We start from the raw sequence: 23,081 nt of genomic DNA, 5'->3' as shown, positions 1-23,081 counted from the left end.
CTGGATAAACACAAATCCCTGTGGGAGCTGGCTTGCCTGCGATGCAGACGCCCCGGTCCATCAGGTATACCGAGTAGATGCTATCGCAGGCAAGCCAGCTCCCACATTTGACCGGGTACACCCTTGGCGCGATGTGAAGGCACATTGGCCGACATCGCTCCCCCGCCAAGGTAGCTGCCTCACGGACACGCGACCAGACTGGAACCCTTTCCAGAGGAGAACCACCATGCGCACTACCATCGCCGGCATTCAGGTCCCCGATAGCGCCCTGGCCAGGGCCACCACCGAATACATCCGTGACGCCGAATCCGACCTGCTCTATCACCACTCCCGCCGGGTGTTCCTGTTCGGCGCGCTGAGCGGCGAGCGCAAACAGTTGGCCTACAACCCGGAGCTGCTTTATGTCGGCGCGATGTTCCATGACCTGGGCCTGGTCGAGGGCCACCGCAGCGACAATGAACGCTTTGAAGTGGACGGCGCCAACGCAGCCGCTGCCTTTCTCAAGCCTTACGGGCTGAGCGATGACGATATCGAGCAAGTGTGGCTGTCCATTGCACTGCACACTACGCCAGGCGTGCCGCAGCATCTGCGGCCGACCGTGGCGCTGGTGACTGCCGGTGTGGAGATGGACGTGCTGGGCATGGACTACGCCGCGTTTTCCAGCGTGCAGCGCGAAGCCGTGGTGCATGCGCATCCACGTGGGGAAGGGTTCAAGGAGTGCATCATTTGCGCGTTTGCCGACGGCTTGCGCCATCGCCCGCAGACCACGTTTGGCAACGTGAAGACCGATGTGCTGGTGGATCAGGAGCCGGGGTTCAAGCCGATGAACTTTGTGGAGGTGATTCGTAAGTCGCCGTGGGCTGCATAGTTGACTTGAAATGCAATCAAATGTGGGAGCTGGCTTGCTCGCGAATGCAGTCTGTCAGTTGATGAATAAGTCGACTGACACTCCGCATTCGCGAGCAAGCCCGCTCCCACATTTTTGATCCTGTTTAGTCAGTTAGACCGGTGCAGGCGCGCGGCGCTTGTCCGGCTGCTGCCAACCATCGGCAGCCGCTTCTTCGATCGCTTGCTGGATGGCCTTCTTGCGGTGTTCCTCGGCACGGCGGCTGAAGAACCACACCAGGAAGGTCACCAACGACACCGCCAGCAGGATCAGGCTGGCCACGGCGTTGATCTCGGGTTTAACCCCAAGGCGCACCGCCGAGAACACTTCCATCGGCAACGTCGTCGACCCCGGCCCCGAGACGAAACTCGCCAGTACCAGGTCGTCCAGGGACAACGCGAACGACATCATGCCGCCCGCCGCCAACGACGGCGCGATCATCGGAATGGTGATCAGGAAGAACACCTTCCACGGCCGCGCGCCCAGGTCCATCGCCGCTTCTTCGATCGACAGGTCCAGCTCACGCAGGCGCGCCGACACCACCACCGCCACATAGGCCGCACAGAACGTCGTGTGGGCGATCCAGATGGTGACGATGCCGCGCTCCTGGGGCCAACCGATCATCTGCGCCATGGCCACGAACAGCAGCAACAGCGACAGACCGGTGATCACTTCCGGCATCACCAACGGCGCCGTCACCAGGCCGCCGAACAAGGTACGGCCCTTGAACTGGCTGATGCGCGTCAACACGAATGCCGCCAGCGTACCCAGGGCGACCGCGGCGACCGCCGTGTAGCAGGCGATTTCCAGCGAACGCGCCACCGAGCCCATCAACTGCGTGTTGTCCAGCAGGCCCACGTACCACTTGATCGACCAACCGCCCCACACCGTCACCAGCTTGGACTCGTTGAACGAGTAGATCACCAGGATCAGCATCGGCAAGTAGATAAACAACAACCCCACGACCAGCATGAAGCTGGAGAAACGAAAGCGTTTCATATCTTGCCCTCCAGCTCTTTGGCCTGGCTGCGGTTGAACAGGATGATCGGCACGATCAGGATCGCCAGCATCACCACCGCCAGGGCGGACGCCACCGGCCAGTCACGGTTATTGAAGAATTCCTGCCACAGCACTTTACCGATCATCAGGGTTTCCGGGCCGCCGAGCAGTTCCGGGATCACGAACTCGCCCACTACCGGGATGAAGACCAGCATGCAGCCTGCGATGATGCCGTTCTTGGACAGCGGCACGGTGATCTTCCAGAAACTGTTGAAGGTGCTCGAGCCCAGGTCGGACGCGGCCTCCAGCAGGCTCTGGTCGTGCTTCACCAGGTTGGCGTACAGCGGCAGGATCATGAACGGCAGGTACGAATAGACCACGCCGATATACACCGCGATATTGGTGTTGAGGATCTGCAGCGGCTCGTTGATCAGCCCCATGGACATCAGGAAGCCATTGAGCAGACCGTTGTTGCTCAGGATGCCCATCCACGCATATACGCGGATCAGGATTGCGGTCCAGGTCGGCATCATGATCAGCAGCACCAGCACGGTCTGCATCTCTTTGCGCGCAGTGGCAATGGCGTAGGCCATCGGGTAGCCGATCAGCAGGCACAACAGCGTGCTGAAGAACGCCATCTTCAGCGAGCCCAGGTACGCGGAGATGTACAGGTCGTCGCCGGCCAGCAGTTGGTAGTTGGCCAGGTTCAGCACCAGCTGCAGCTTTTGCTCAACGTAGGTATAGATCTCGGTGTAGGGCGGAATCGCCACGTCGGCTTCGGCAAAGCTGATTTTCAGCACGATGAAAAACGGCAGTGCGAAAAACAGGAACAGCCACAGGAACGGAATCCCGATGACCACCTGCTTGCCGGTGGGGACGATGCGATCCAAGCGCCGCTTGAACTTCTTCATGTTCATGAGCGAAGTACCACGCCGCTGTCGTCTTCCCACCACACGTAGACCTGGTCACCCCAGGTCGGACGCTGGCCACGGCGCTCGGCGTTGGCCACGAAGGACTGCACCAGCTTGCCGCTCGGCAATTGCACGTAGAACACCGAGTGGCCGCCCAGGTACGCGATGTCATGCACCTTGCCGCTGGACCAGTTGTGCTCGCAGGTCGGCATTTCGGTGGTCACCAGCAGCTTTTCCGGGCGAATGGCGTAGGTCACCGACTTGTCTTCCACCGCGGTGGCGATGCCGTAGCCGACGTAGATGTCGCGGTCCAGGTCGGGGCATTTGAGCACCGCGTGGCCTTCGGCGTCATCCACCACTTGGGTGTCGAAGATATTGACGTTGCCGATGAATTCGCACACCAGGCGGCTGGTAGGCGTTTCGTAGATGTCGATCGGGCTGCCGATCTGCGCGATCCAGCCCAGGTGCATGATCGCGATGCGCTCGGCCATGGTCATGGCCTCTTCCTGGTCGTGGGTCACCATCACGCAGGTCACGCCGACGCGTTCGATGATCTCCACCAGCTCAAGCTGCATCTGCGAACGCAGTTTTTTGTCGAGGGCGCCCATCGGCTCATCGAGCAGCAGCAGTTTCGGGCGCTTGGCCAGAGAGCGGGCCAGGGCCACGCGCTGGCGCTGGCCGCCGGACAACTGGTGCGGCTTGCGCTTGGCGTACTGGCTCATCTGCACCAGCTTGAGCATCTCGGCCACACGGGCGTCGACCTCGGCCTTGGGGATCTTGTCCTGCTGCAGGCCGAAGGCGATGTTCTGCGCCACGGTCATGTGCGGGAACAAGGCGTAGGACTGGAACATCATGTTGATCGGCCGCTCGTAGGGCGGCATGTCAGTAATGTCGACACCGTCTAGGTAGATGCGGCCTTCGGTCGGGCGCTCGAAGCCTGCGAGCATACGCAGCAAGGTGGACTTGCCCGAACCTGAACCGCCGAGCAGGGCGAAGATTTCGCCTTTCTTGATTTCCAGGGACACATCGTCCACGGCAATCGTCTCGTCGAACTTCTTCGTGACCCGGTCGATTTTGACCAGCACCTTTTTCGGTGTCTGGTCGCCCTCGAGGGCTTTCTTATAGGCGCCGGAGGCAACTGCCATTTACGAAACTCCCAACAAATTTGCAGTCCGCCCCAGGTGAGCGGACTTGGATAGTTTGAGCCTTACTTGCCCGTCTTGACCTTGGTCCAGCTGCGGGTCATTAAACGCTGCACCTTGGGGGGCAACTCGAAGTTGACGAATGTCCTGTCGAGTACCGCCTGCGGTGGGTAAACCGCTTCGTCGGCGCGTATCGATTGCTCCATCAGTTTGTCCGCCCCAGGGTTGGGGTTGGCATAACCGACGTAATCACTGACCTGGGCGATCACCTCAGGTTGCAACAGATAATTGATGAAAGCGTGGGCCTCCTTGACGTTGGTCGCATCCTTGGGGATGGCCAGCACGTCAAACCACAGGTTGCCGCCTTCCTTGGGAATCACGTAGGCGATGTTCACGCCTTTGCCCGCCTCGCTTGCGCGGGCCTTGGCCTGGAACACATCGCCGGAGAAACCTGCCGCTACGCAAATGTTGCCGTTGGCCAGGTCCGAGATGTACTTGGAAGAATGGAAGTAGGTCACGTAAGGACGCACTTTGAGCAGCTTGGCTTCGGCCTTCTTGTAGTCTTCCGGGTTGCTGCTGTTGGGATCCAGGCCCATGTAGTTGAGCACCGCCGGCAGCATTTCATCCGCCGAGTCCATGAACGATACGCCGCACGTGGCCAGCTTCTTCATGTTTTCCGGCTCGAACAGCACGGCCCAGGAATCGATATGGTCGACGCCCAGCACTTCCTTCACTTTATCGACGTTGTAGCCGATGCCGTTGGTGCCCCACAGGTACGGGACGGCGTACTGGTTGTCCGGGTCGTTTTTTTCCAGGCGTTTGAGCAACGCCGGGTCGAGGTTGGCGTAGTTCGTCAGCAACGACTTGTCGAGCTTCTGGAACGCCCCGGCCTTGATCTGCTTGCCGAGAAAGTGGTTGGACGGCACGACCACATCGTAGCCGGTACGCCCGGCCAGCAGCTTGCCTTCCAAGGTTTCGTTGGAGTCGAAGACGTCATACACGGGCTTGATGCCGCTGGCCTTTTCGAAGTTGGCCAGGGTGTCGGTACCGATGTAGTCCGACCAGTTATAAATATGCACCGTGGGTGCGGCCTGCACGCTGACAGCCAGCGTGATACCTGCACCCACCAGCAAGGCTTTGCGAAATAAAGAAATTGGCAAGTGGAGGTCCTCTAAAATAGTTGGGCCTTAAAGTTGTTGCCCGGCAACAAAACCGGCGCGCAACTTACCCTCGATAAACCGATCCGGCAAAACTTTCTGTCATTTAATTGTAGGAGCGAGCTTGCTCGCGAAGGTCGTCAACGATCATGCGGGGCATCAGGCACCCCGCAGCGCTCTTGAATTTTTCGCGAGCAAGCTCGCTCCTACAGGTTTTTTGCGTTACTTGCCGGATTTGATCTTGGTCCAGCTGCGTGTCATTTCACGCTGGGTTGCAGCCGGCAAATCAGCAATGGCATAGAGCTTGGCCTGCACATCCGCTGGAGGGTAGATACCCGGGTCGCTGGTGATGTCTTTGTCGACCAATGCGGTGGCTTTCTCGTTACCGTTCGGGAAGCGCACGCTGTCAGTGATCGAAGCCATCACTTCTGGCTTGAGCAAGTAGTTCATGAACTTGTAGGCGGCGTCGACGTTTTCCGCATCTTTAGGGATGGCGACCATGTCGAAGAAGCTACCTGCGCCTTCTTTCGGAATGTCGTAGGCCACTTTCACCTTGCCACCAGCTTCAGCCGCGCGGGACTTGGCCTGCTGGATGTCACCCGAGTAACCCACGGCTACGCAGATGTTGCCGTTGGCCAGGTCGGAGATGTACTTGGACGAGTGGAAGTAACCGATCGAAGGACGGATCTTGAGGAACAACGCCTCGGCTTGCTTCAAGTCGTCTTTTTTCTGGCTGTCGGTTGGCAGCCCGAGGTAATGCAAGGCGATCGGCAGCATTTCGGTCGGCGAATCGAGGAAGCTCACGCCGCAGCTCTTGAGCTTGGCAATGTTCTCAGGCTTGAGCAGCACATCCCACGAATCGATCTTGTCCACGCCCAGCGCGGCCTTGACCTTCTCCGGGTTGTAGCCGATGCCGATCGAACCCCACATGTACGGGAAGGCATGCTTGTTGTCCGGGTCGCTGACCGACACGGCCTTAAGCAGGGACTTGTTCAGGTTGTCGTAGTTGGACAGCTTGGACTTGTCCAGCTCCTGGTAGACGCCGGCCTTGATCTGCTTGGCCAGGAAGTTGTTCGACGGCACCACGATGTCGTAGCCGGACTTGCCCGCCAGCAGCTTGGCTTCCAGGGTTTCGTTGCTGTCGAAAACGTCATACACCACCTTGATGCCCGACTCTTTTTCAAAGTTGGCGATGGTGTCCGGTGCGATGTAGTCGGACCAGTTGTACACATGCAGAACCTTATTGTCTGCCTGCACCGCGCCCGCCATTGCGCCCATCAGGGACAAGGCGAGGAGGGTCTTGCCGGCGTTCTTCAAACCTGATGCCTTCATTTGGTGATGCTCCAATTTTTTTCTTTATTAGCCACAGCCTGCGTTATTTGCCGCAGGCGCAGACTAGCACTTAGCCCTGCAATGCCGCCAAGGTCAGGTCCAGGCATGTACGCGCCTTGGTCACCAACTCGTCGATTTCGGTCTTGCTGATCACCAGTGGCGGCGAAATGATCATGGTGTCGCCCACCGCGCGCATGATCAGGCCGTTATTGAAGCAGAAATTGCGGCAAATCATACCCACGCCTTTGCCTTCATAACGCTTGCGCGTGGCCTTGTCCTGCACCAGCTCGATCGCACCGAGCATGCCCACACCGCGCACTTCGCCCACCAGCGGATGATCCGCCAGTTCCCTCAGACGCTTCTGCAAATACGGTGCCGTTTCGTCGCGAACGCGGCTGACGATCTTTTCGTCGCGCATGATGCGGATGTTTTCCAGCGCCACCGCAGCGGCCACCGGGTGGCCGGAGTAGGTGAAGCCGTGGTTGAAATCACCGCCTTCGTTCAGTACGGCCACCACTTCATCGCGCACGATCAGGCCACCCATGGGGATGTAACCCGAGGTCAGGCCCTTGGCGATGGTCATCATGTGGGGCTTGAGGTCGTAGAAATCGCTACCGAACCACTCACCGGTGCGGCCGAAACCGCAGATCACTTCATCGGCGACAAACAGAATGTCGTACTTGGCGAGGATTTCCTTGATGCGCGGCCAGTAGGTCGCAGGCGGAACGATCACGCCACCGGCGCCCTGGATCGGCTCGGCAATAAAGGCACCGACGCTGTCCACGCCCAGTTCGAGGATTTTCTCTTCCAACTGGTTGGCCGCCCAGATGCCGAATTCCTCAGGGCTCATATCGCCGCCTTCGCCAAACCAGTATGGCTGGGCGATGTGGGTGATGCCTGGGATCGGCAGGTCGCCCTGCTCATGCATATACGTCATGCCGCCCAGGCTGGCGCCGGCCACGGTGGATCCGTGGTAGCCGTTCTTGCGGCTGATGATGGTTTTCTTGTTGGGCTGGCCCTTGATCGCCCAGTAGTGGCGGACCATGCGCAACATAGTGTCGTTGCCTTCGGAGCCGGAACCGGTGAAAAACACGTGGTTCATGCCGGCAGGCGCGATATCGGAAATGGCCTTGGCCAGTTCCAGCACCGGCGGGTGAGCGGTCTGGAAGAACAGGTTGTAGTAGGGCAGTTCTTTCATCTGCTTGGCGGCGGCGTCAGCCAGTTCATCGCGACCGTAACCGATCGCCACGCACCACAGGCCGGCCATGCCGTCGAGGATCTTGTTGCCTTCGCTGTCCCACAGGTAAACGCCGTGGGCTTTGGTAATGATGCGTGGACCTTTCTCCTTCAATTGCTTGAAGTCGCTGAACGGCGCCAGGTGGTGATCGCTGCTCAAGGCTTGCCATTCACGGGTTTGCGGGTTGTTGCTGGACATACCAATCTCCTAGACTTTTCAGTGAAGGGCGCGCTGTTCCCACAGCGCGCCCGGCGCATCAGACGGCGAAGAGCAGGAATTCCCGCTCCCACGAACTGATCACGCGCTTGAAGTTTTCATGCTCGGCCCGCTTGACCGCGACGTAGCCTGTGATGAACTTCTGACCCAGGTATTTCTCGATGGTCTTGCTGTTTTCCATGCGCTCCAGAGCGTCTTCGATGGTCAACGGCAGGCGCAGGTTGCGGCGCTCGTAACCACGACCCACCACCGGCGCGCTCGGGTTATGGCCTTCGACCATGCCGATGTAGCCGCACAGCAGGCTGGCGGCAATCGCCAGGTAGGGGTTGGCGTCGGCGCCCGGCAGGCGGTTTTCCACCCGGCGGTTCTGCGGGCCGGCATCCGGTACGCGCAGGCCGACAGTGCGGTTTTCTTCGCCCCACTCCACGTTCACCGGCGCCGAGGTGTCGGGCAGGAAGCGGCGGAATGAGTTCACGTTGGGGGCGAACAACGGCAGCAATTCGGGAATGAATTTCTGCAGGCCGCCAATGTGGTTGAGGAACAGCTGGCTCATGCTCCCGTCTTCGTTGGAGAAGACGTTCTTGCCGGTGGTGATGTCGATGATGCTCTGGTGCAAGTGCATCGCGCTGCCAGGCTCGCCGGTCATGGGCTTGGCCATGAAGGTGGCGGCCACGTTGTGCTTGAGCGCGGCTTCACGCATGGTGCGCTTGAACACCAGGATCTGGTCGGCCAGGGACAGGGCATCGCCGTGACGGAAGTTGATTTCCATCTGCGCGGTGCCGTCTTCATGAATCAGGGTGTCGAGGTCCAGCTCCTGCAGTTCGCACCAGTCGTAGACGTCTTCGAACAAAGGGTCGAATTCGTTGGCCGCTTCTATAGAGAAGGATTGGCGACCGGTCTCCGGGCGACCGGAACGGCCAATCGGCGGTTGCAGCGGGAAGTCCGGGTCTTCGCAGCGCTTGGTCAGGTAGAACTCCATCTCCGGTGCGACGATGGGCTGCCAGCCGCGGTCGGCGTAGAGCTTGAGGACTTTCTTGAGCACGTTGCGCGGCGACAGCTCGATCGGGTTGCCTTGCTTGTCGTAGGTGTCGTGGATCACCTGGGCGGTCGGTTCGATGGCCCAGGGCACCAGGAACACCGCGTTCTGGTCGGGGCGGCAGATCATGTCGATGTCCGCCGGGTCGAGCAATTCGTAATAGATGTCGTCTTCGACATAGTCCCCGGTCACGGTCTGCAACAGAACGCTCTCGGGCAGGCGCATGCCTTTTTCGGCGATGAACTTGTTGGTCGGCGAGATCTTGCCCCGGGTGATACCGGTAAGGTCGCCAATCATGCATTCGACTTCTGTGATCTTGTGGTCTTTCAACCAATCGGTGAGCTGGTCGAGGTTGTTACTCATAAATGCCTCTGGGCTGGGTTTCCTGGCATCCATTAAAGGCCAGGCGTTGGTTGACGCAGCATCCGCGTCGTTTTTTCATTCAGGGTAGGAGCTTACCTGCCATTTGCTGCAACGTTGCATTCCTCACGCCAACGTTGTGCGTAATTTTGAGCAGCGTAGTGGGCTCAGGCGGTTCGGCGCAGAATGAGGAGGTAAAAAAGAGGTCGGCCCGGGCGTCAAGAATATTGGCCGGTGCGCGGGCATTTACGCGGGAAGGATGAACGGTTGACACAGCCTCTCTGGAGCAGGCCAAGACGCCAGGCGGCGGCAGGAGAAACATGAAGCACCCCGGTATTATTGCTGTTATGGGTTTGAATCGAGCTTAGCCTTGTTCATTTTTTTACACAACACCCCCGTAAAAAATACAACACGGGCCGCTCAAGCCTGCGAGTCCCAAGCCCCTCAAACCCAAAAAACCGCCCCAAAAAGCCCCAAAAAAGCCTTCGTGGCGCTTTTTTAGGGCAAAAAAGCCCTCGCTTGACTTCGGCATGCCGTTCGGGTTGACTGAAACCAGAAAAGATCAATGATTGATATTTTTAACAACAAAGGTGTTGCATCATGTCGGTACCCCCGCGTGCCGTTCAGCTTAACGAAGCGAACGCGTTCCTTAAGGATCATCCTGAGGTTCTGTACGTAGACCTTCTAATTGCGGATATGAATGGTGTGGTGCGCGGCAAGCGCATCGAACGCACCAGCCTCCACAAGGTTTACGAGAAGGGCATTAACCTGCCTGCCTCTTTATTTGCCCTGGATATCAACGGCTCGACGGTGGAAAGCACCGGCCTGGGCCTGGACATCGGTGATGCTGACCGAATCTGTTATCCAATCCCCGACACCCTGTGCAATGAGCCCTGGCAAAAGCGCCCTACCGCGCAACTGCTGATGACCATGCACGAACTGGAAGGTGAACCCTTCTTCGCCGATCCGCGCGAAGTGCTCCGCCAAGTCGTCAGCAAGTTCGACGACATGGGCCTGACCATCTGCGCTGCCTTCGAGCTTGAGTTCTACCTGATCGACCAGGAGAACGTGAACGGCCGCCCTCAACCGCCGCGCTCGCCGATCTCGGGTAAACGCCCGCACTCGACACAGGTCTACCTGATCGACGACCTCGACGAATACGTCGACTGCCTCCAGGACATTCTGGAAGGCGCCAAGGAACAAGGCATCCCGGCCGACGCCATCGTCAAGGAAAGTGCCCCGGCGCAGTTCGAAGTGAACCTGCACCACGTGGCCGACCCGATCAAGGCCTGCGACTACGCCGTACTGCTCAAGCGCCTGATCAAGAACATCGCCTACGACCATGAGATGGATACCACCTTCATGGCCAAGCCTTACCCGGGCCAGGCAGGCAACGGTTTGCACGTACACATCTCCATTCTGGACAAGGACGGCAAGAATATCTTTGCCAGCGAGGATCCCGAGCAGAACGCCGCATTGCGTCACGCGATCGGCGGTGTGCTCGAGACCCTGCCCGCCCAGATGGCGTTCCTGTGCCCTAACGTGAACTCCTACCGTCGTTTCGGCGCACAGTTCTACGTGCCGAACTCGCCGTGCTGGGGCCTGGATAACCGTACCGTGGCGATTCGCGTACCGACCGGCTCGTCCGATGCCGTACGTATCGAACACCGCGTGGCGGGCGCCGATGCCAACCCTTACCTGCTGATGGCCTCGGTCCTGGCAGGCGTGCACCACGGTCTGACCAACAAGATCGAACCTGGCGCACCGGTGGAAGGCAACAGCTACGAGCAGAACGAACAAAGCCTGCCGAACAACCTGCGTGATGCACTGCGCGAGTTGGACGACAGCGAAGTGATGGCCAAGTACATCGATCCTAAATACATCGATATCTTTGTGGCCTGTAAGGAAAGTGAGCTGGAGGAGTTCGAACACTCCATCTCCGACCTTGAGTACAACTGGTACCTGCATACCGTGTAAGCGGTTGCAGCAGTAGAGGAACGCCGCTGACTTGGGTCAGCGGCGTTTTTTTATGGGTTTCTCCGGCAGACCGCAGTGGCTTCATCGCAGGCAAGCCAGCTCCCACACTTAAATGCACTCACAAATCAAATGTGGGAGCTGGCTTGCCTGCGATGGCGTCCTGGCAGACAACACAGATTCCTGCTCATACAATGCCCGTTGCCTTGTTGGAGACGCCCATGACCACCCGCCCCGCCGCCCCTCGCAAACCCCGCGCCCGCAGCCAGGCGCGGATCGACGCGATCCTGGACGCGGCCCGCACCTTGCTGGCCACCGAAGGCGTGGCGAGTTTGTCGATCTACAGCGTGGCCGAGCGGGCGCAGATTCCGCCGTCGTCGGTGTATCACTTTTTCGCCAGCGTTCCGGCACTCCTTGAAGCATTGACCGCCGATGTGCACGCCGCCTTCCGCGCCGCCATCCAGGCGCCCATCGAGCATGATTCGCTCAAGCACTGGCGCGATTTGTCCTGCATCGTCGAGCAGCGCATGCTCGTCATCTACGACCAGGACGCCGCCGCACGCCAGTTGATCCTGGCCCAGCACGGCCTCACCGAGGTAACCCAGGCCGACCGTCAGCATGACCTGGAGTTGGGGGATTTGATGCTGGAGGTGTTCAATCGTCACTTCGAAGTGCCAACGCTACCGAGCGATGTGGATGTGTTCGCTTTGGCGCTGGAGCTGAGCGACCGCGTCTATGCGCGCTCGGTGCATCAGCATGGGCTGATCACGCCGCGCATGGCGGAGGAAGGGATGCGGGTGTTTGATGCGTATGTGGGGCTTTATTTGCCGGCGTATTTGCCTAAGCGCTGAGTTTTGTACTGTCTGGGCTGGCCTCATTGCAGCATAGGTATCTACACATCTTCGTAGTGAGCGGGCTCGCCCCGCGCTGGGTGGCGAAGCCGCCCCAATAAATACTCCGCAGAGTTCCAGATAAATCCAAGTCGCCTGGTTTGGGGCCGCTTCGCAGCCCAGCGCGGGACAAGCCCGCTCACTACAGAGAGATTTTTCAACCTTTGAACGTTGTGTTAGATACCTATGCTCATCGCAGGCAAGCCAGCTCCCACATTGACCGAGTTTCACCTTTGAAATGCGGTCAATGTGGGAGCCGGGCTTGCCCGCGATGTGGGCCTCAAGGGCAACGCCAATCACAACTTGGCAATCGACACCTCGGTGGACTTCACAAAGGCAATCACCTCACTGCCAATCACCAGCTCCAGCTCCTTGACCGAGCGGGTAGTGATCACGGACGTGACGATGCCGGACGCAGTCTGCACATCGATTTCCGACAGCACGTCGCCTTCGACGATTTCCTTGATGGTGCCCTTGAACTGGTTGCGTACGTTGATGGCTTTGATAGTCATGGCGTTTTCCTGTGTGGGTTATTGAGCCCAACGCAATTGCGTAGGCAGCGGTGAAACAGGTTCAGGTTCCGGCGGCGTGCCGGGCAAAGACAGCACACGGTTGAGCACTTCGGCTTCCAGCGCGGCCAGGCGGTGCGAGCCGCGGGCCCGTGGGCGTGGCAGGTCGACGATCAGGTCGAGGCCGATTTCGCCGTCTTCGATCAGGATCACGCGGTCGGCAATGGCCACCGCTTCGCTGACGTCGTGGGTCACCAGCAACACGGTGAAACCGTGCTTGCGCCAGAGGTTTTCGATCAGTTGCTGCATCTCGATACGGGTCAGGGCATCCAGCGCGCCCAACGGCTCATCGAGCAACAGCAGGCGCGGTTGGTGGATCAAGGCGCGGGCCAGGGCCACGCGTTGCTTCTGCCCACCGGACAGCGCCGCCGGCCACTCATTGGCCCGCTCGGCCAGGCCGACCGCTTCCAGGGCGTCCAGGGCTTTAGGCCGCCAGTTGCCTTTAAGGCCCAGGCCGACGTTATCGATGATCTTTTTCCACGGCAGCAGGCGCGCCTCCTGGAACATCAGCCGCGTGTCGGCGATCGCCTCGGCCAGCGGCGCGGAACCGGCCAGCAGCTCACCGCCGCTGGCTTTGTCCAGGCCGGCCAGCAGGCGCAGCAAGGTACTTTTGCCGCAGCCGCTGCGCCCGACCACCGCCACGAATTGGCCGGCAGGGATGTGCAGGTCGATGTCCTTGAGCACTTTGCGCGCGCCAAAGGCCTTGCGCAGTTTGCGGACCGCCAGGGGAATGCCCTTGAGCAGGCGCGGGGGTTGTTGAGCTGTCATGCCGCACCTCCTTTGTTGCCTTGATAAGCCGGATGCCAGCGCAGCCACACACGTTCCAGGCCGCGCGCCGCCAGGTCGGCGAGCTTGCCGAGGATGGCGTACATCACAATGGCCAGCACCACCACGTCGGTTTGCAGGAATTCACGCGCGTTCATCGCCAGGTAACCGATGCCCGAGCTGGCGGAGATGGTTTCCGCCACGATCAGCGTCAGCCACATGAAACCCAGGGCAAACCGCACGCCCACCAGGATCGACGGCAGCGCGCCCGGCAGGATCACTTGCCAGAACAGGCTGAAGCCGGACAAGCCATAACTGCGCGACATTTCCACCAGCGCCGGGTCGACGTTGCGGATGCCGTGGTAGGTATTCAAGTAAATCGGGAACAGCGTGCCGAGCGCGACCAGGAAAATCTTCGCCGTCTCGTCGATGCCGAACCACAGGATCACCAAGGGAATCAGCGCCAGGTGCGGCACGTTGCGGATCATCTGCACCGAGCTGTCCAGCAGGCGTTCGCCCCACGTCGACAGGCCGGTGATAAAACCCAAGGCCAGGCCAATGCTGCCGCCGATCACAAAACCCAGGCCCGCGCGCCAGCCGCTGATGGCCAGGTGCGTCCAGATCTCACCGCTGGCTATCAGGTTGACGCCCGCTTCAATCACCGCACTGGGTGCCGGCAGGATGCGTGTCGACAACCAGCCCGCCGACACCGACAACTGCCACACCGCCAGCAGCAGAATCGGCAGGACCCAGGGCGCCACACGATGGGTTAGTTTTTCAACATTCATGGCGCTGCCTCAGCTCTGCGACGCAGCTTTTGGAAGGATATCGTTGGCCACCATCTCGCCGAACGGGCTCACATACCCAGCGCCCTTTGGCAACTCGGGACGTTCGACATCCAGGTGTGGGAACAGCAGCTCGGCGACCCGATACGACTCTTCCAGGTGTGGATAACCGGAGAAAATAAACGTGTCGATGCCCAGCGCCGCGTACTCATTGACCCGTGCCGCTACGGTTGGGCCATCGCCTACCAGCGCGGTACCCGCACCGCCGCGCACCAGGCCGACACCGGCCCACAGGTTGGGGCTGACTTCCAGGTTGTCGCGGTTACCGCCATGCAGGGCGGCCATGCGTTGCTGGCCCACCGAGTCAAAGCGCGACAACGACGCCTGGGCGCGGGCGATGGTCTCATCGTCCACATGGGAGATCAGCTTGTCGGCGGCTTGCCAGGCTTCGGCGTTGGTTTCGCGCACGATCACATGCAGGCGAATACCGAAGCGCACCGTGCGCCCAAGCTTCGCGGCTTTGGCCCGCACCTGGGCGATTTTTTCCGCGACGGCGGCCGGTGGCTCGCCCCAGGTCAGCACCATCTCAACCTGTTCGGCGGCCAGGTCCTGGGCCGCTTCGGAGGAACCGCCGAAGTAGAGCGGCGGACGCGGTTGCTGGATCGGCGGGTAGAGCAGCTTGGCGCCTTTGACGCTGATGTGCTCGCCGTCGTAGTCCACGGTTTCGCCTTCGAGCACGCGGCGCCAGATGCGGGTGAACTCCACCGAGGCCTGGTAGCGTTCTTCATGGTTGAGGAACAAACCGTCGCCGGCCAACTCTTCCGGGTCGCCGCCGGTGACCAGGTTGAACAGCGCACGGCCGCCGGACAACCGGTCCAGGGTCGCGGCCTGGCGCGCGGCCACCGTAGGGGAAATGATCCCGGGGCGCAGCGCGACGAGGAATTTCAAACGCTGGGTCACCGGGATCAGCGACGCAGCCACCAGCCACGAGTCTTCGCAGGAGCGCCCGGTAGGGATCAGCACCCCGCCGAAACCCAGGCGGTCGGCGGCCTGGGCCACTTGCTGCAGGTAACCGTGATCGACGGCGCGAGCGCCTTCGGCGGTGCCGAGGTAATGGCCGTCGCCGTGAGTAGGCAGGAACCAGAAAATATTGAGGCTCATGGAGTTGTCTCCTGAAAAAGTCGGATTACGGCGCTTTAGCCACGGCGGCGGCGGGCGGTGTCCAGATCACGTCCTTGATGCTCAAGGGCTTGGGGATCAATTTGAGTTGGTAGAAGGTGTCGGCGATTTTCTGCTGGGCGGCCACCACTTCCGGAGTCAGGAACACCGCACCGAAGCCTTGGCGCTTCATTGAGGTCAAGGTGACATCGGCGGGCAGCCCCAGCAGCGGCGCTACCTGCGCGGTGACTTGTTCGGGGTTGGCCTTGGCCCATTCGCCCACGGCGCGCACTTCTTCCACCAGCGCCTGGATGACTTCGGGGTGCTGCTGCGCATAGGGTTTGGTTGCCAGGTAGAACTGATGGTTATCGGCGATGCCCGTGCCATCGCGCAGGGTGCGCGCTTGCAGTTGTTTCTCGGCGGCAGCCTGGTACGGGTCCCAGATGACCCAGGCGTCGACGCTGCCACGCTCGAACGCGGCACGCGCATCGGCGGGCGGCAGGAACACGGTCTGCACGTCGGTGTATTTGAGGCCGGCGTCTTCCAGCGCACGCACCAGCAGGTAGTGCACGTTGGAGCCTTTATTGAGCACGACTTTCTTGCCCTTGAGCTCGGCCACGGACTTGATCGGAGAATCCTTGGGCACCAGGATCGCCTCGCTGGTGGGCGCGGGTGGCTCGTAGGCGACGTAGAGCAGGTCGGCACCGGCCGCCTGGGCGAAGACCGGCGGCGTTTCGCCGGTCACGCCAAAGTCGATGGAGCCGACGTTCAGGCCTTCGAGCAATTGCGGGCCGCCAGGAAATTCGGTCCATTGCACGTTCACGCCCTGCGCGGCCAGGCGTTCTTCCAGGGTGCCCTTGGCCTTGAGCAGCACCAGCGTGCCGTACTTCTGATAACCGATACGCAAGGTCTCGGCCGCTTGAGCTTGAACAATGGCGCCAAAGGACACAGCCGCAGCAAACAGTGCGACCAGACCACGACGCAAGATGACAGTGCGCATGGCGCTCTCTCCAAAAATGCGATGAGGGTTTTGGCTGCACCTGCTTGGCCGTTGGCGGCTGAGTAAGGTGAGGGTTTTTCCAGGTTTCGGGGTAAGGCTTAAATGCTCCAGCGAGCAGTCAATAAACGGTCATTCAACACATTCGGGTCCAGCGGTTGCGGGCGGCGGGCCATGGCGCTGTAGAGCGTTTCCAATGCCTCGTGCAAACGCTGCTCGAGCACCGGGACCAGCTGCGCCTGGACGCTGCCTTCGCCATAGGCGATCTGGCTGTCTTCGGCAAAAATACCGTAGAGCAATTCCTGGGCTTTCAGCGCCGACAGAACCGGCTTCAAGGCGTAGTCCACCGCCAGCATGTGGGCGATGCTGCCACCGGTCGCCATCGGCAACACGATCTTGTGGGCCAGGGCGCGTTCGGGCAGCAGGTCGAGCACGGTCTTCAGTGCGCCGGAAAACGAAGCCTTGTACACCGGCGTGGCGATCACCAGGCCGTCGGCGTTCGCCACCTGTTGCAGCAGGTCGACGACCTTGGGGCTGTCGAAGCGCGCGTGCAACAGGTCTTCAGCCGGAAAGTCGCGTATCTGGTAACTCACCACTTCTACGCCTTTGTCTTGCAACCACTGACGGGTTTTTTCCAGCAGCACCCCGGAGCGGGAACGCTGACTGGGACTGCCTCCAAGTGTTACGACCAACATGCAGGAATTCCTTGAGCGGGTGTCGGCGGTTCGCTGTGTGGCGATGGCGCCAAGATGGAACAGACCATATCAGCAGATTTATATATCTATAAATCTTATTTTTTCATTTGGTTATTCTTTAAATGCATATAAGTTCTGTGAATCATCGGGCGAAAAAAAAGGCCGTCAAAACGGCCTGAAAACCCCTGCTTTGTGAGAATTGAAATGCGGTCAAACCTGTGGGAGCGGGCTTGCTCGCGAATGCGTTGGGTCAGTCACAACTGTATCGACTGGCCCACCGCATTCGCGAACAAGCCCGCTCCCACAGGGGTTCTGTGTTAACGGTTGGGTTGTGGGGTGAGGCGCAGGTACGGCTTCACGGCGCGATACCCCTTCGGAAAGCGTCGCTTGATCTCGTCCTCATCCTTGAGCGACGGCACGATCACCACTTCATCGCCGTCCTGCCAGTTGGCGGGGGTGGCGACCTTGTGGTTGTCGGTCAGCTGCAACGAATCGATCACCCGCAGGATCTCGTGGAAGTTGCGGCCCGTGCTGGCCGGATAGGTGATGGTCAGGCGGATCTTCTTGTTCGGGTCGATCACGAACAGGGAGCGTACGGTGAGGGTGTCACTGGCGTTCGGGTGGATCAGGTCGTACAGGTCGGACACCTTGCGGTCGGCATCCGCCAGGATCGGGAAGTTGACCACCGTATGCTGGGTTTCATTGATGTCTTCGATCCACTTGTGGTGCGAGTCCACCGGGTCGACTGACAGCGCGATGGCCTTGACGCCACGCTTGGCGAACTCGTCCTTGAGCTTGGCGGTGAAGCCAAGCTCGGTGGTGCACACCGGGGTGAAGTCTGCCGGGTGGGAAAACAACACACCCCAGCTATCGCCCAGCCATTCGTGGAAACGAATCTTGCCGGCGCTGGAATCCTGTTCGAAGTCGGGGGCGATATCGCCCAGTCTTAGGCTCATGGTGTGGCTCCTGATGAGTGCTTATGGAGCCCACTGTGCATGCAACGGGGATTATTTAAAAAGAATAAATATCGATTTATCTAGACGATAAACGAATATTAAAGATCTGTTCATTGGACGCAGGCAAAGGCGCGGCGCACCATCGGTTTCAAGGTTTGAGAAGGCCTTGAGACGCTGTACACAGAGGGGTTCGGGAAGGGCTTACGGGGGTTTAGCCCGACTTGAAGGCAAGACACCTTGCCCGGTGTTGCACCGGGCAAGGTTTTATACAGTTACAACCGCATCACGCTACTAGAACAGTGGCAGCGAGTAGCTGACGATCAGACGGTTTTCGTCCTGATTGCGCTGGCCAGCAATGTCGTTGCGCCACACTGCGTTTTTCCAAGCAACACCAACGTTCTTCAGTGGACCTTCTGGTACGACGTAGGCAACGGTGATGTCACGCTCCCACTCGTTCGCGCCATTGGAGTTCACAGTCCGTTGTGGTGTGGTAGCACCGACGGCACCGCGGGTATCGACGTTGTCGCCACGCAGGTAAACGACGCCAGCGGTCAGGCCGGGTACGCCAATCTTGGCGAAGTCGTAGGCGTAGCGAGCCTGCCAGGTACGTTCACCAGCACGGGCAAACTTGGAGATCTGCGAGTCAGTGGTCAGGTAAGCCGACGCCCCATCGCCCTGGTTCAAGAACGGGAAGTCACTGTCGCCATTGCTGACCTGGTAACCACCACCGAAAGTGTGACCTGCCACCGAATACAGGAACAGGCCGCTGTACAGGTTGTTGTCGACTTTACCTTTGGTGATGTTGTTACCCGCGGCGTTAGTGCCGTAGTCACCGCTGGTGAAGTAGTTGGCATCGTTACTGTTGTTACCATCAGAGCGGCTGTTGAAGTAACGCAAGTCGGTTTTCAACACGCCAGGACCGATGGCCCAGTTGTGCAGCAGGCCCAGGAAGTGTTGCTTGTAGAACTGATCCAGATTGCCGTAGTAATACTGGGCAGTCAGGTCTTTGGTGATTTTGTAGTCACCGCCAGCATAGTAGAACTTGTTGCTGTCGCGACCAGAGGCAGTACGCCCGTTGGCACCCGCGATGGACAGGTTTTCAACGTTGCTGGAGTTACGACCCTTGGCCTTTTCGATCTGACCGGCAACCAGCGTCAGGTCCTTGATGTCGCCCGAAGTGATCTGGCCACCTTGGAAAGTCTGCGGTAGGAGACGGCCGTCGTTGGTCACGATAACGGGCAACTTAGGTTGCAACGTGCCCAATTTCAGTTCGGTCTGGGAAATCTTGGCTTTGGCGGTCAGGCCCAGGCTGGAGTAGTTATCAACAGCTTCGCCGTTGGATTTGCTCGGGAAAACCGTGCCACCGTAAGAACCGTAGTTGGTAGCAGTCTTGCCGCTAGCGCCGTTGGTGCCGCCGCCCGAATCCAGACGCACGCCCAGCAGGCCGATAGCGTCAATACCGAAGCCCACAGTACCTTGGGTGTAACCCGAGATGAAACGCAGGTCGAAGGCTTGGCCCCATTCTTCTTGCTTGTTCTGCGCGCCGGCCGCTTTGGTAGCGTCGTCACGGTTATCCGTGTTGATGTAGAAGTTACGCAGCCCCAGTGTCGCCTTGCTATCTTCGATAAAACCGGCAGCGCCTGCTTGCTGGGCGATTGCGCCCAAAGCTACAGCCAAAGCCAAGGTGGACTTATTCATGTACCGCTCCTCTCGTTTCTAATTTTTGTATTTCTTTGGTCTCGGGTCTGACGCCCTCGATCCACAGATGCGCGATTAGCACCGGATAGTGACTACCAAGTCAATCGTAACCTTGTGTGTCTACTACCTTCGTCTAACCCCAGTTGATTTGGTCCCTGCAGGGTAATGAGTTTTTCATACACCCAAAAAGAATTGTTTATTTCTTTTTCATACCCTTTAGGAATAAGGATTTTTATGACGCAAGTCCGTCAGCCTAGACGAACCACGCCAAAAGCTAATTCCTAAAAGGTATTTTTTATTTTTTGAGTCGCCCAGTGTGGCGGTGCTGCGTACATCACCCAAGGTCCGGAAGGCGACGCATCATCGCGAAACACATATCCTCCCGTCAATTTGTTACAGTTTTTATGTCACTAATAGTTTCTTTTGGTGTCAAAGCCGCCCAGTTCAACAGCAGCAGGCCGAATCCTCTCCCGCCCTGCCCATCGTATCGGCCTGGATCAATAGTTCTGAAGCATGGGTGGGAAGCCTTGGGCCGAAAATCGCGGAATAAATGCGACTCCCTGTGGGAGCTGGCTTGCCTGCGATGCAGACGCCTCGGTTTTTCAGTTCGACCGAGATGACGCTATCGCCGGCAAGCCAGCTCCCACACAGGCCAGGCCTGGGCCCTTAGAGGGCCTTTTCGAAAATCTTCGAATTACGCTGGTAGTTGTACAGCGACGCCCGCGCCGATGGCAGACGATCCACACTGCTCGGCTCGAACCCACGCTCACGGAACCAGTGGGCGGTGCGGGTGGTGAGCACGAACAAGGTCTTCAAACCCTGCGCCCGGGCACGGGTCTGGATACGTTCGAGCAACACATCACCACGAGCGCCGTGCCGGTACTCCGGGTTCACCGCCAGGCACGCCAGCTCACCCGCGTCCGAATCCGCGATCTGATACAGCGCCGCACACGCGATGATCATGCCTTCGCGCTCCACCACGCTGAATTGCTCGATCTCACGCTCCAACACTTCCCGTGAGCGGCGCACCAGGATGCCCTGCTCTTCCAGCGGGCTGATCAGGTCGAGCAAGCCGCCCACGTCCTCGATCGCCGCTTCGCGCACCAGTTCGAATTGTTCCTGGGCCACCAGCGTGCCGCCGCCGTCACGGGTAAACAGCTCGGTGAGCAAGGCGCCGTCTTCGGCGTAGCTCACGATATGACTGCGCCCTACTCCACCCCGGCAAGCCTGCGCGGCGGCGTCGAGCAATTCGGCCTGATAGTTGCTGCCCAAGCGTTGCAGGTGTGCCGGTACTTGTTGCGGACGCAGTTCGCGCACCAGGCGCCCGTTTTCGTCGATCAGGCCAAGATCAGCGCCGAACAGCAGCAATTTGTCGGCGCCCAGGTCGATGGCGGCGCGCGTGGCGACGTCTTCGCAGGCCAGGTTGAAGATCTCACCCGTGGGCGAGTAGCCCAGCGGTGACAGCAAAACGATGGAACGCTCATCCAGCAGACGGTTGATGCCCTTACGGTCTACCCGGCGCACTTCGCCGGTGTGGTGGTAGTCCACGCCGTCCAATACACCGATGGGCCGTGCGGTCACGAAGTTGCCGCTGGTCACGCGCAGGCGCGAACCCTGCATCGGCGACGAGGCCATGTCCATCGACAGGCGCGCCTCAATGGCGATACGCAGGTGGCCGACCGCGTCGATCACACACTCCAGCGTCGCCGCATCGGTGATGCGCATGCCTTCGTGGTAAGTCGGAGTGAGGCCGCGCGCCTCGAGGCGCACTTCGATTTGCGGGCGCGAACCGTGCACCAGTACAAGCCGCACGCCGAGGCTGTGGAGCAGCACCAGGTCGTGGACGATGTTGCCGAAGTTGGGGTGTTCCACACCGTCGCCAGGCAGCATGACGACAAAGGTGCAGTCGCGATGGGCGTTGATGTAAGGGGACGCGTGACGAAGCCAATTAACGTAGTCGGGCATAGAACCTGGGCCTGTAATAAAAAGCAGCCGAAAAAGGATGAATCGTGAAAGCGCACGGCGGGCTGATGGTTATCGTCGGAACAGGCTTGGCGACACGCTCACTCTCCTTTTATGTACGAACAGGCAGGGGTTAATTTATGCGGGTTTCAGGCAGTAATGTTCGATCAGTTCACGCAATAGACGCACTGTAGGCGTCAAGCGTGACATTTCGAGGTACTCGCCCGGCTGGTGCGCACAGGCGATGTCGCCAGGGCCGAGTACCAGGGTTTCACACCCAAGGCGCTGAAGATAAGGCGCTTCGGTGCCGAACGCTACTGCTTCGGCACGATGGCCGGACAAACGTTCCGCCACCCGCACCAGCTCGGCATCTTCCGCCTGCTCGAACGGCGGCACTTCGGGGAACAACGGCGCGTAATCAATCTTGACCTGATGACGCTCGGCCAAGGGCACGAGCTTCTGCCGGATGGCCGCGCGCAACACCTCGGGGTCCATGCCCGGCAGGGGGCGCAGGTCGAACTCGAGGGAGCACTGGCCACAGATGCGGTTGGGATTGTCACCGCCATGGATGCAGCCGAAATTCAGGGTCGGCTGCGGCACGCTGAATTGCGGGTTGCGGTACTCGCGCTGCCAGGCCAGACGCAGGCCGCGCAGTTCGCCGATGGCGTCGTGCATGGCTTCGAGGGCGCTGTGACCCAGGCGCGGGTCCGACGAATGGCCACTCTGGCCAAGGATGTCGATGCGCTCCATCATCACGCCTTTGTGCAGGCGAATCGGCTTGAGTCCGGTCGGCTCGCCAATCACGGCAGCGCGGCCCAGCGGGCGCCCAGCGTCGGCCAACGCGCGGGCGCCGGCCATGGAGCTTTCTTCATCGCAGGTCGCGAGAATCAGCAGCGGCTGCTTGAATGGCTGGTCCAGCAGCGGCAGCACGGCTTCAATGACCAATGCGAAAAAACCCTTCATGTCACAGCTGCCCAGTCCTACCCAGCGGCCGTCGACTTCCGTCAGCTTGAGCGGGTCGGTTTTCCACAGCGCGGCGTCGTAAGGGACCGTATCGCTATGACCGGCCAGCACCAACCCACCGGGCCCACTGCCGAAACTGGCGAGCAGGTTGAACTTGCCGGGGCTGACCTGCTGGATGTCGATGGCGAACCCCAGGTCCCCCAACCAACCGGCGAGCAAGTCGATGACGGGGCGGTTGCTCTGGTCGAGAGACGCTTGGGTGCAACTGACCGACGGCGCGGCAATCAGTGCGGCGAACTGCTCTTGCATAGACGGTAACGGCATGCGCGGTCTCCCAGGTTCCCGGATGAGGCCCACTATAGAACCATCTGCACACCACAATAAACCGTTGCG

General features: G+C 59.8%; 20 protein-coding genes. 3 read left to right on the top strand and 17 right to left on the bottom strand.

The window, feature by feature from the left end:
• Nucleotides 1–226: 226 nt before the first annotated feature.
• Nucleotides 227–868 (top strand): HD domain-containing protein, encoded by a 642-nt coding sequence (locus ACLH0H_RS10490; protein ID WP_411381942.1) that lies wholly within the window; start codon nt 227–229, stop codon nt 866–868.
• A gap of 132 nt (nt 869–1,000) precedes the next feature.
• Here ACLH0H_RS10490 and ACLH0H_RS10485 read toward each other — a convergent pair whose 3' ends face one another.
• From ACLH0H_RS10485 to ACLH0H_RS10455, 7 genes are all read right to left on the bottom strand, one after another.
• Nucleotides 1,001–1,885, bottom strand: coding sequence for an ABC transporter permease subunit (locus tag ACLH0H_RS10485; RefSeq protein WP_057723417.1), 885 nt, complete (start codon nt 1,883–1,885; stop codon nt 1,001–1,003).
• On the bottom strand, nt 1,882–2,802 hold the full coding sequence (locus ACLH0H_RS10480) for an ABC transporter permease subunit (protein WP_076951936.1): 921 nt from the start codon (nt 2,800–2,802) through the stop codon (nt 1,882–1,884). The genes ACLH0H_RS10485 and ACLH0H_RS10480 overlap by 4 nt, the downstream gene beginning before the upstream one ends.
• Nucleotides 2,799–3,941 carry an ABC transporter ATP-binding protein gene (locus tag ACLH0H_RS10475; RefSeq protein WP_169376954.1) on the bottom strand — a complete coding sequence of 381 codons (1,143 nt, stop codon included), beginning with the start codon at nt 3,939–3,941 and terminating at the stop codon, nt 2,799–2,801. Before ACLH0H_RS10475 ends, ACLH0H_RS10480 begins: the two co-directional genes overlap by 4 nt.
• 62 nt (nt 3,942–4,003) lie before the next feature.
• Nucleotides 4,004–5,098: a polyamine ABC transporter substrate-binding protein gene (locus ACLH0H_RS10470; RefSeq protein WP_411381941.1), complete on the bottom strand. Its 1,095-nt coding sequence runs from the start codon at nt 5,096–5,098 to the stop codon at nt 4,004–4,006.
• Nucleotides 5,099–5,317: 219 nt separating this feature from the next.
• On the bottom strand, nt 5,318–6,412 hold the full coding sequence (locus tag ACLH0H_RS10465; protein ID WP_411382397.1) for a polyamine ABC transporter substrate-binding protein: 1,095 nt from the start codon (nt 6,410–6,412) through the stop codon (nt 5,318–5,320).
• Between the two features lie 85 nt (nt 6,413–6,497).
• Nucleotides 6,498–7,862: an aspartate aminotransferase family protein gene (locus ACLH0H_RS10460; RefSeq protein ID WP_411381940.1), complete on the bottom strand. Its 1,365-nt coding sequence runs from the start codon at nt 7,860–7,862 to the stop codon at nt 6,498–6,500.
• Nucleotides 7,863–7,920: 58 nt separating this feature from the next.
• Nucleotides 7,921–9,279, bottom strand: a complete 1,359-nt coding sequence (locus ACLH0H_RS10455) for a glutamine synthetase family protein (RefSeq protein ID WP_076951940.1) — start codon at nt 9,277–9,279, stop codon at nt 7,921–7,923.
• 597 nt (nt 9,280–9,876) lie between these two features.
• On the opposite strand from ACLH0H_RS10455, the gene ACLH0H_RS10450 reads away from it, so the two are divergent.
• The gene (locus tag ACLH0H_RS10450) at nt 9,877–11,253 is read left to right on the top strand and encodes a glutamine synthetase family protein (RefSeq protein WP_003176781.1); all 1,377 of its coding nucleotides are present in this window, start codon (nt 9,877–9,879) and stop codon (nt 11,251–11,253) included.
• A gap of 218 nt (nt 11,254–11,471) precedes the next feature.
• The gene (locus ACLH0H_RS10445) at nt 11,472–12,101 is read left to right on the top strand and encodes a TetR/AcrR family transcriptional regulator (RefSeq protein WP_411381939.1); all 630 of its coding nucleotides are present in this window, start codon (nt 11,472–11,474) and stop codon (nt 12,099–12,101) included.
• A gap of 335 nt (nt 12,102–12,436) precedes the next feature.
• Here the strand turns inward: ACLH0H_RS10445 and ACLH0H_RS10440 are convergent, their stop codons facing one another.
• The 10 genes from ACLH0H_RS10440 to argE all read right to left on the bottom strand — a co-directional run bounded on the left by ACLH0H_RS10440 (nt 12,437) and on the right by argE (nt 23,012).
• On the bottom strand, nt 12,437–12,652 hold the full coding sequence (locus ACLH0H_RS10440) for a molybdopterin-binding protein (RefSeq protein WP_003213899.1): 216 nt from the start codon (nt 12,650–12,652) through the stop codon (nt 12,437–12,439).
• 18 nt (nt 12,653–12,670) lie between these two features.
• Complete coding sequence (gene ssuB / locus ACLH0H_RS10435; protein ID WP_411381938.1) at nt 12,671–13,477, bottom strand: aliphatic sulfonates ABC transporter ATP-binding protein; 807 nt, start codon at nt 13,475–13,477, stop codon at nt 12,671–12,673.
• Nucleotides 13,474–14,262, bottom strand: coding sequence for an aliphatic sulfonate ABC transporter permease SsuC (gene ssuC / locus ACLH0H_RS10430; RefSeq protein WP_411381937.1), 789 nt, complete (start codon nt 14,260–14,262; stop codon nt 13,474–13,476). Before ssuC ends, ssuB begins: the two co-directional genes overlap by 4 nt.
• Before the next feature lie 9 nt (nt 14,263–14,271).
• On the bottom strand, nt 14,272–15,420 hold the full coding sequence (gene ssuD, locus ACLH0H_RS10425) for an FMNH2-dependent alkanesulfonate monooxygenase (protein WP_411381936.1): 1,149 nt from the start codon (nt 15,418–15,420) through the stop codon (nt 14,272–14,274).
• A 25-nt stretch (nt 15,421–15,445) separates the two neighbouring features.
• The gene (locus tag ACLH0H_RS10420; protein WP_411381935.1) at nt 15,446–16,417 is read right to left on the bottom strand and encodes a sulfonate ABC transporter substrate-binding protein; all 972 of its coding nucleotides are present in this window, start codon (nt 16,415–16,417) and stop codon (nt 15,446–15,448) included.
• A 98-nt stretch (nt 16,418–16,515) separates the two neighbouring features.
• Entirely contained in the window at nt 16,516–17,109 is a 594-nt protein-coding gene (ssuE, locus tag ACLH0H_RS10415) for an NADPH-dependent FMN reductase (RefSeq protein WP_411381934.1), read from the bottom strand.
• A gap of 317 nt (nt 17,110–17,426) precedes the next feature.
• Complete coding sequence (locus ACLH0H_RS10410) at nt 17,427–18,065, bottom strand: peroxiredoxin (protein ID WP_411381933.1); 639 nt, start codon at nt 18,063–18,065, stop codon at nt 17,427–17,429.
• Nucleotides 18,066–18,356: 291 nt separating this feature from the next.
• Nucleotides 18,357–19,763, bottom strand: a complete 1,407-nt coding sequence (locus ACLH0H_RS10405) for an OprD family porin (protein ID WP_411381932.1) — start codon at nt 19,761–19,763, stop codon at nt 18,357–18,359.
• Between the two features lie 666 nt (nt 19,764–20,429).
• Nucleotides 20,430–21,728 (bottom strand): amino-acid N-acetyltransferase, encoded by a 1,299-nt coding sequence (gene argA, locus ACLH0H_RS10400; protein WP_186686571.1) that lies wholly within the window; start codon nt 21,726–21,728, stop codon nt 20,430–20,432.
• A gap of 135 nt (nt 21,729–21,863) precedes the next feature.
• Nucleotides 21,864–23,012, bottom strand: a complete 1,149-nt coding sequence (argE, locus tag ACLH0H_RS10395; RefSeq protein ID WP_411381931.1) for an acetylornithine deacetylase — start codon at nt 23,010–23,012, stop codon at nt 21,864–21,866.
• Between the last annotated feature and the right edge of the window lie 69 nt (nt 23,013–23,081).

Origin of the sequence: Pseudomonas sp. MPB26 (assembly GCF_046605355.1) — a bacterium.
In the GTDB taxonomy this organism is placed as follows: domain Bacteria; phylum Pseudomonadota; class Gammaproteobacteria; order Pseudomonadales; family Pseudomonadaceae; genus Aquipseudomonas; species Aquipseudomonas cedrina.
The sequence above is the reverse complement of the archived record's forward strand: the minus strand, read 5'-3'. Positions and strand labels throughout refer to the sequence as shown.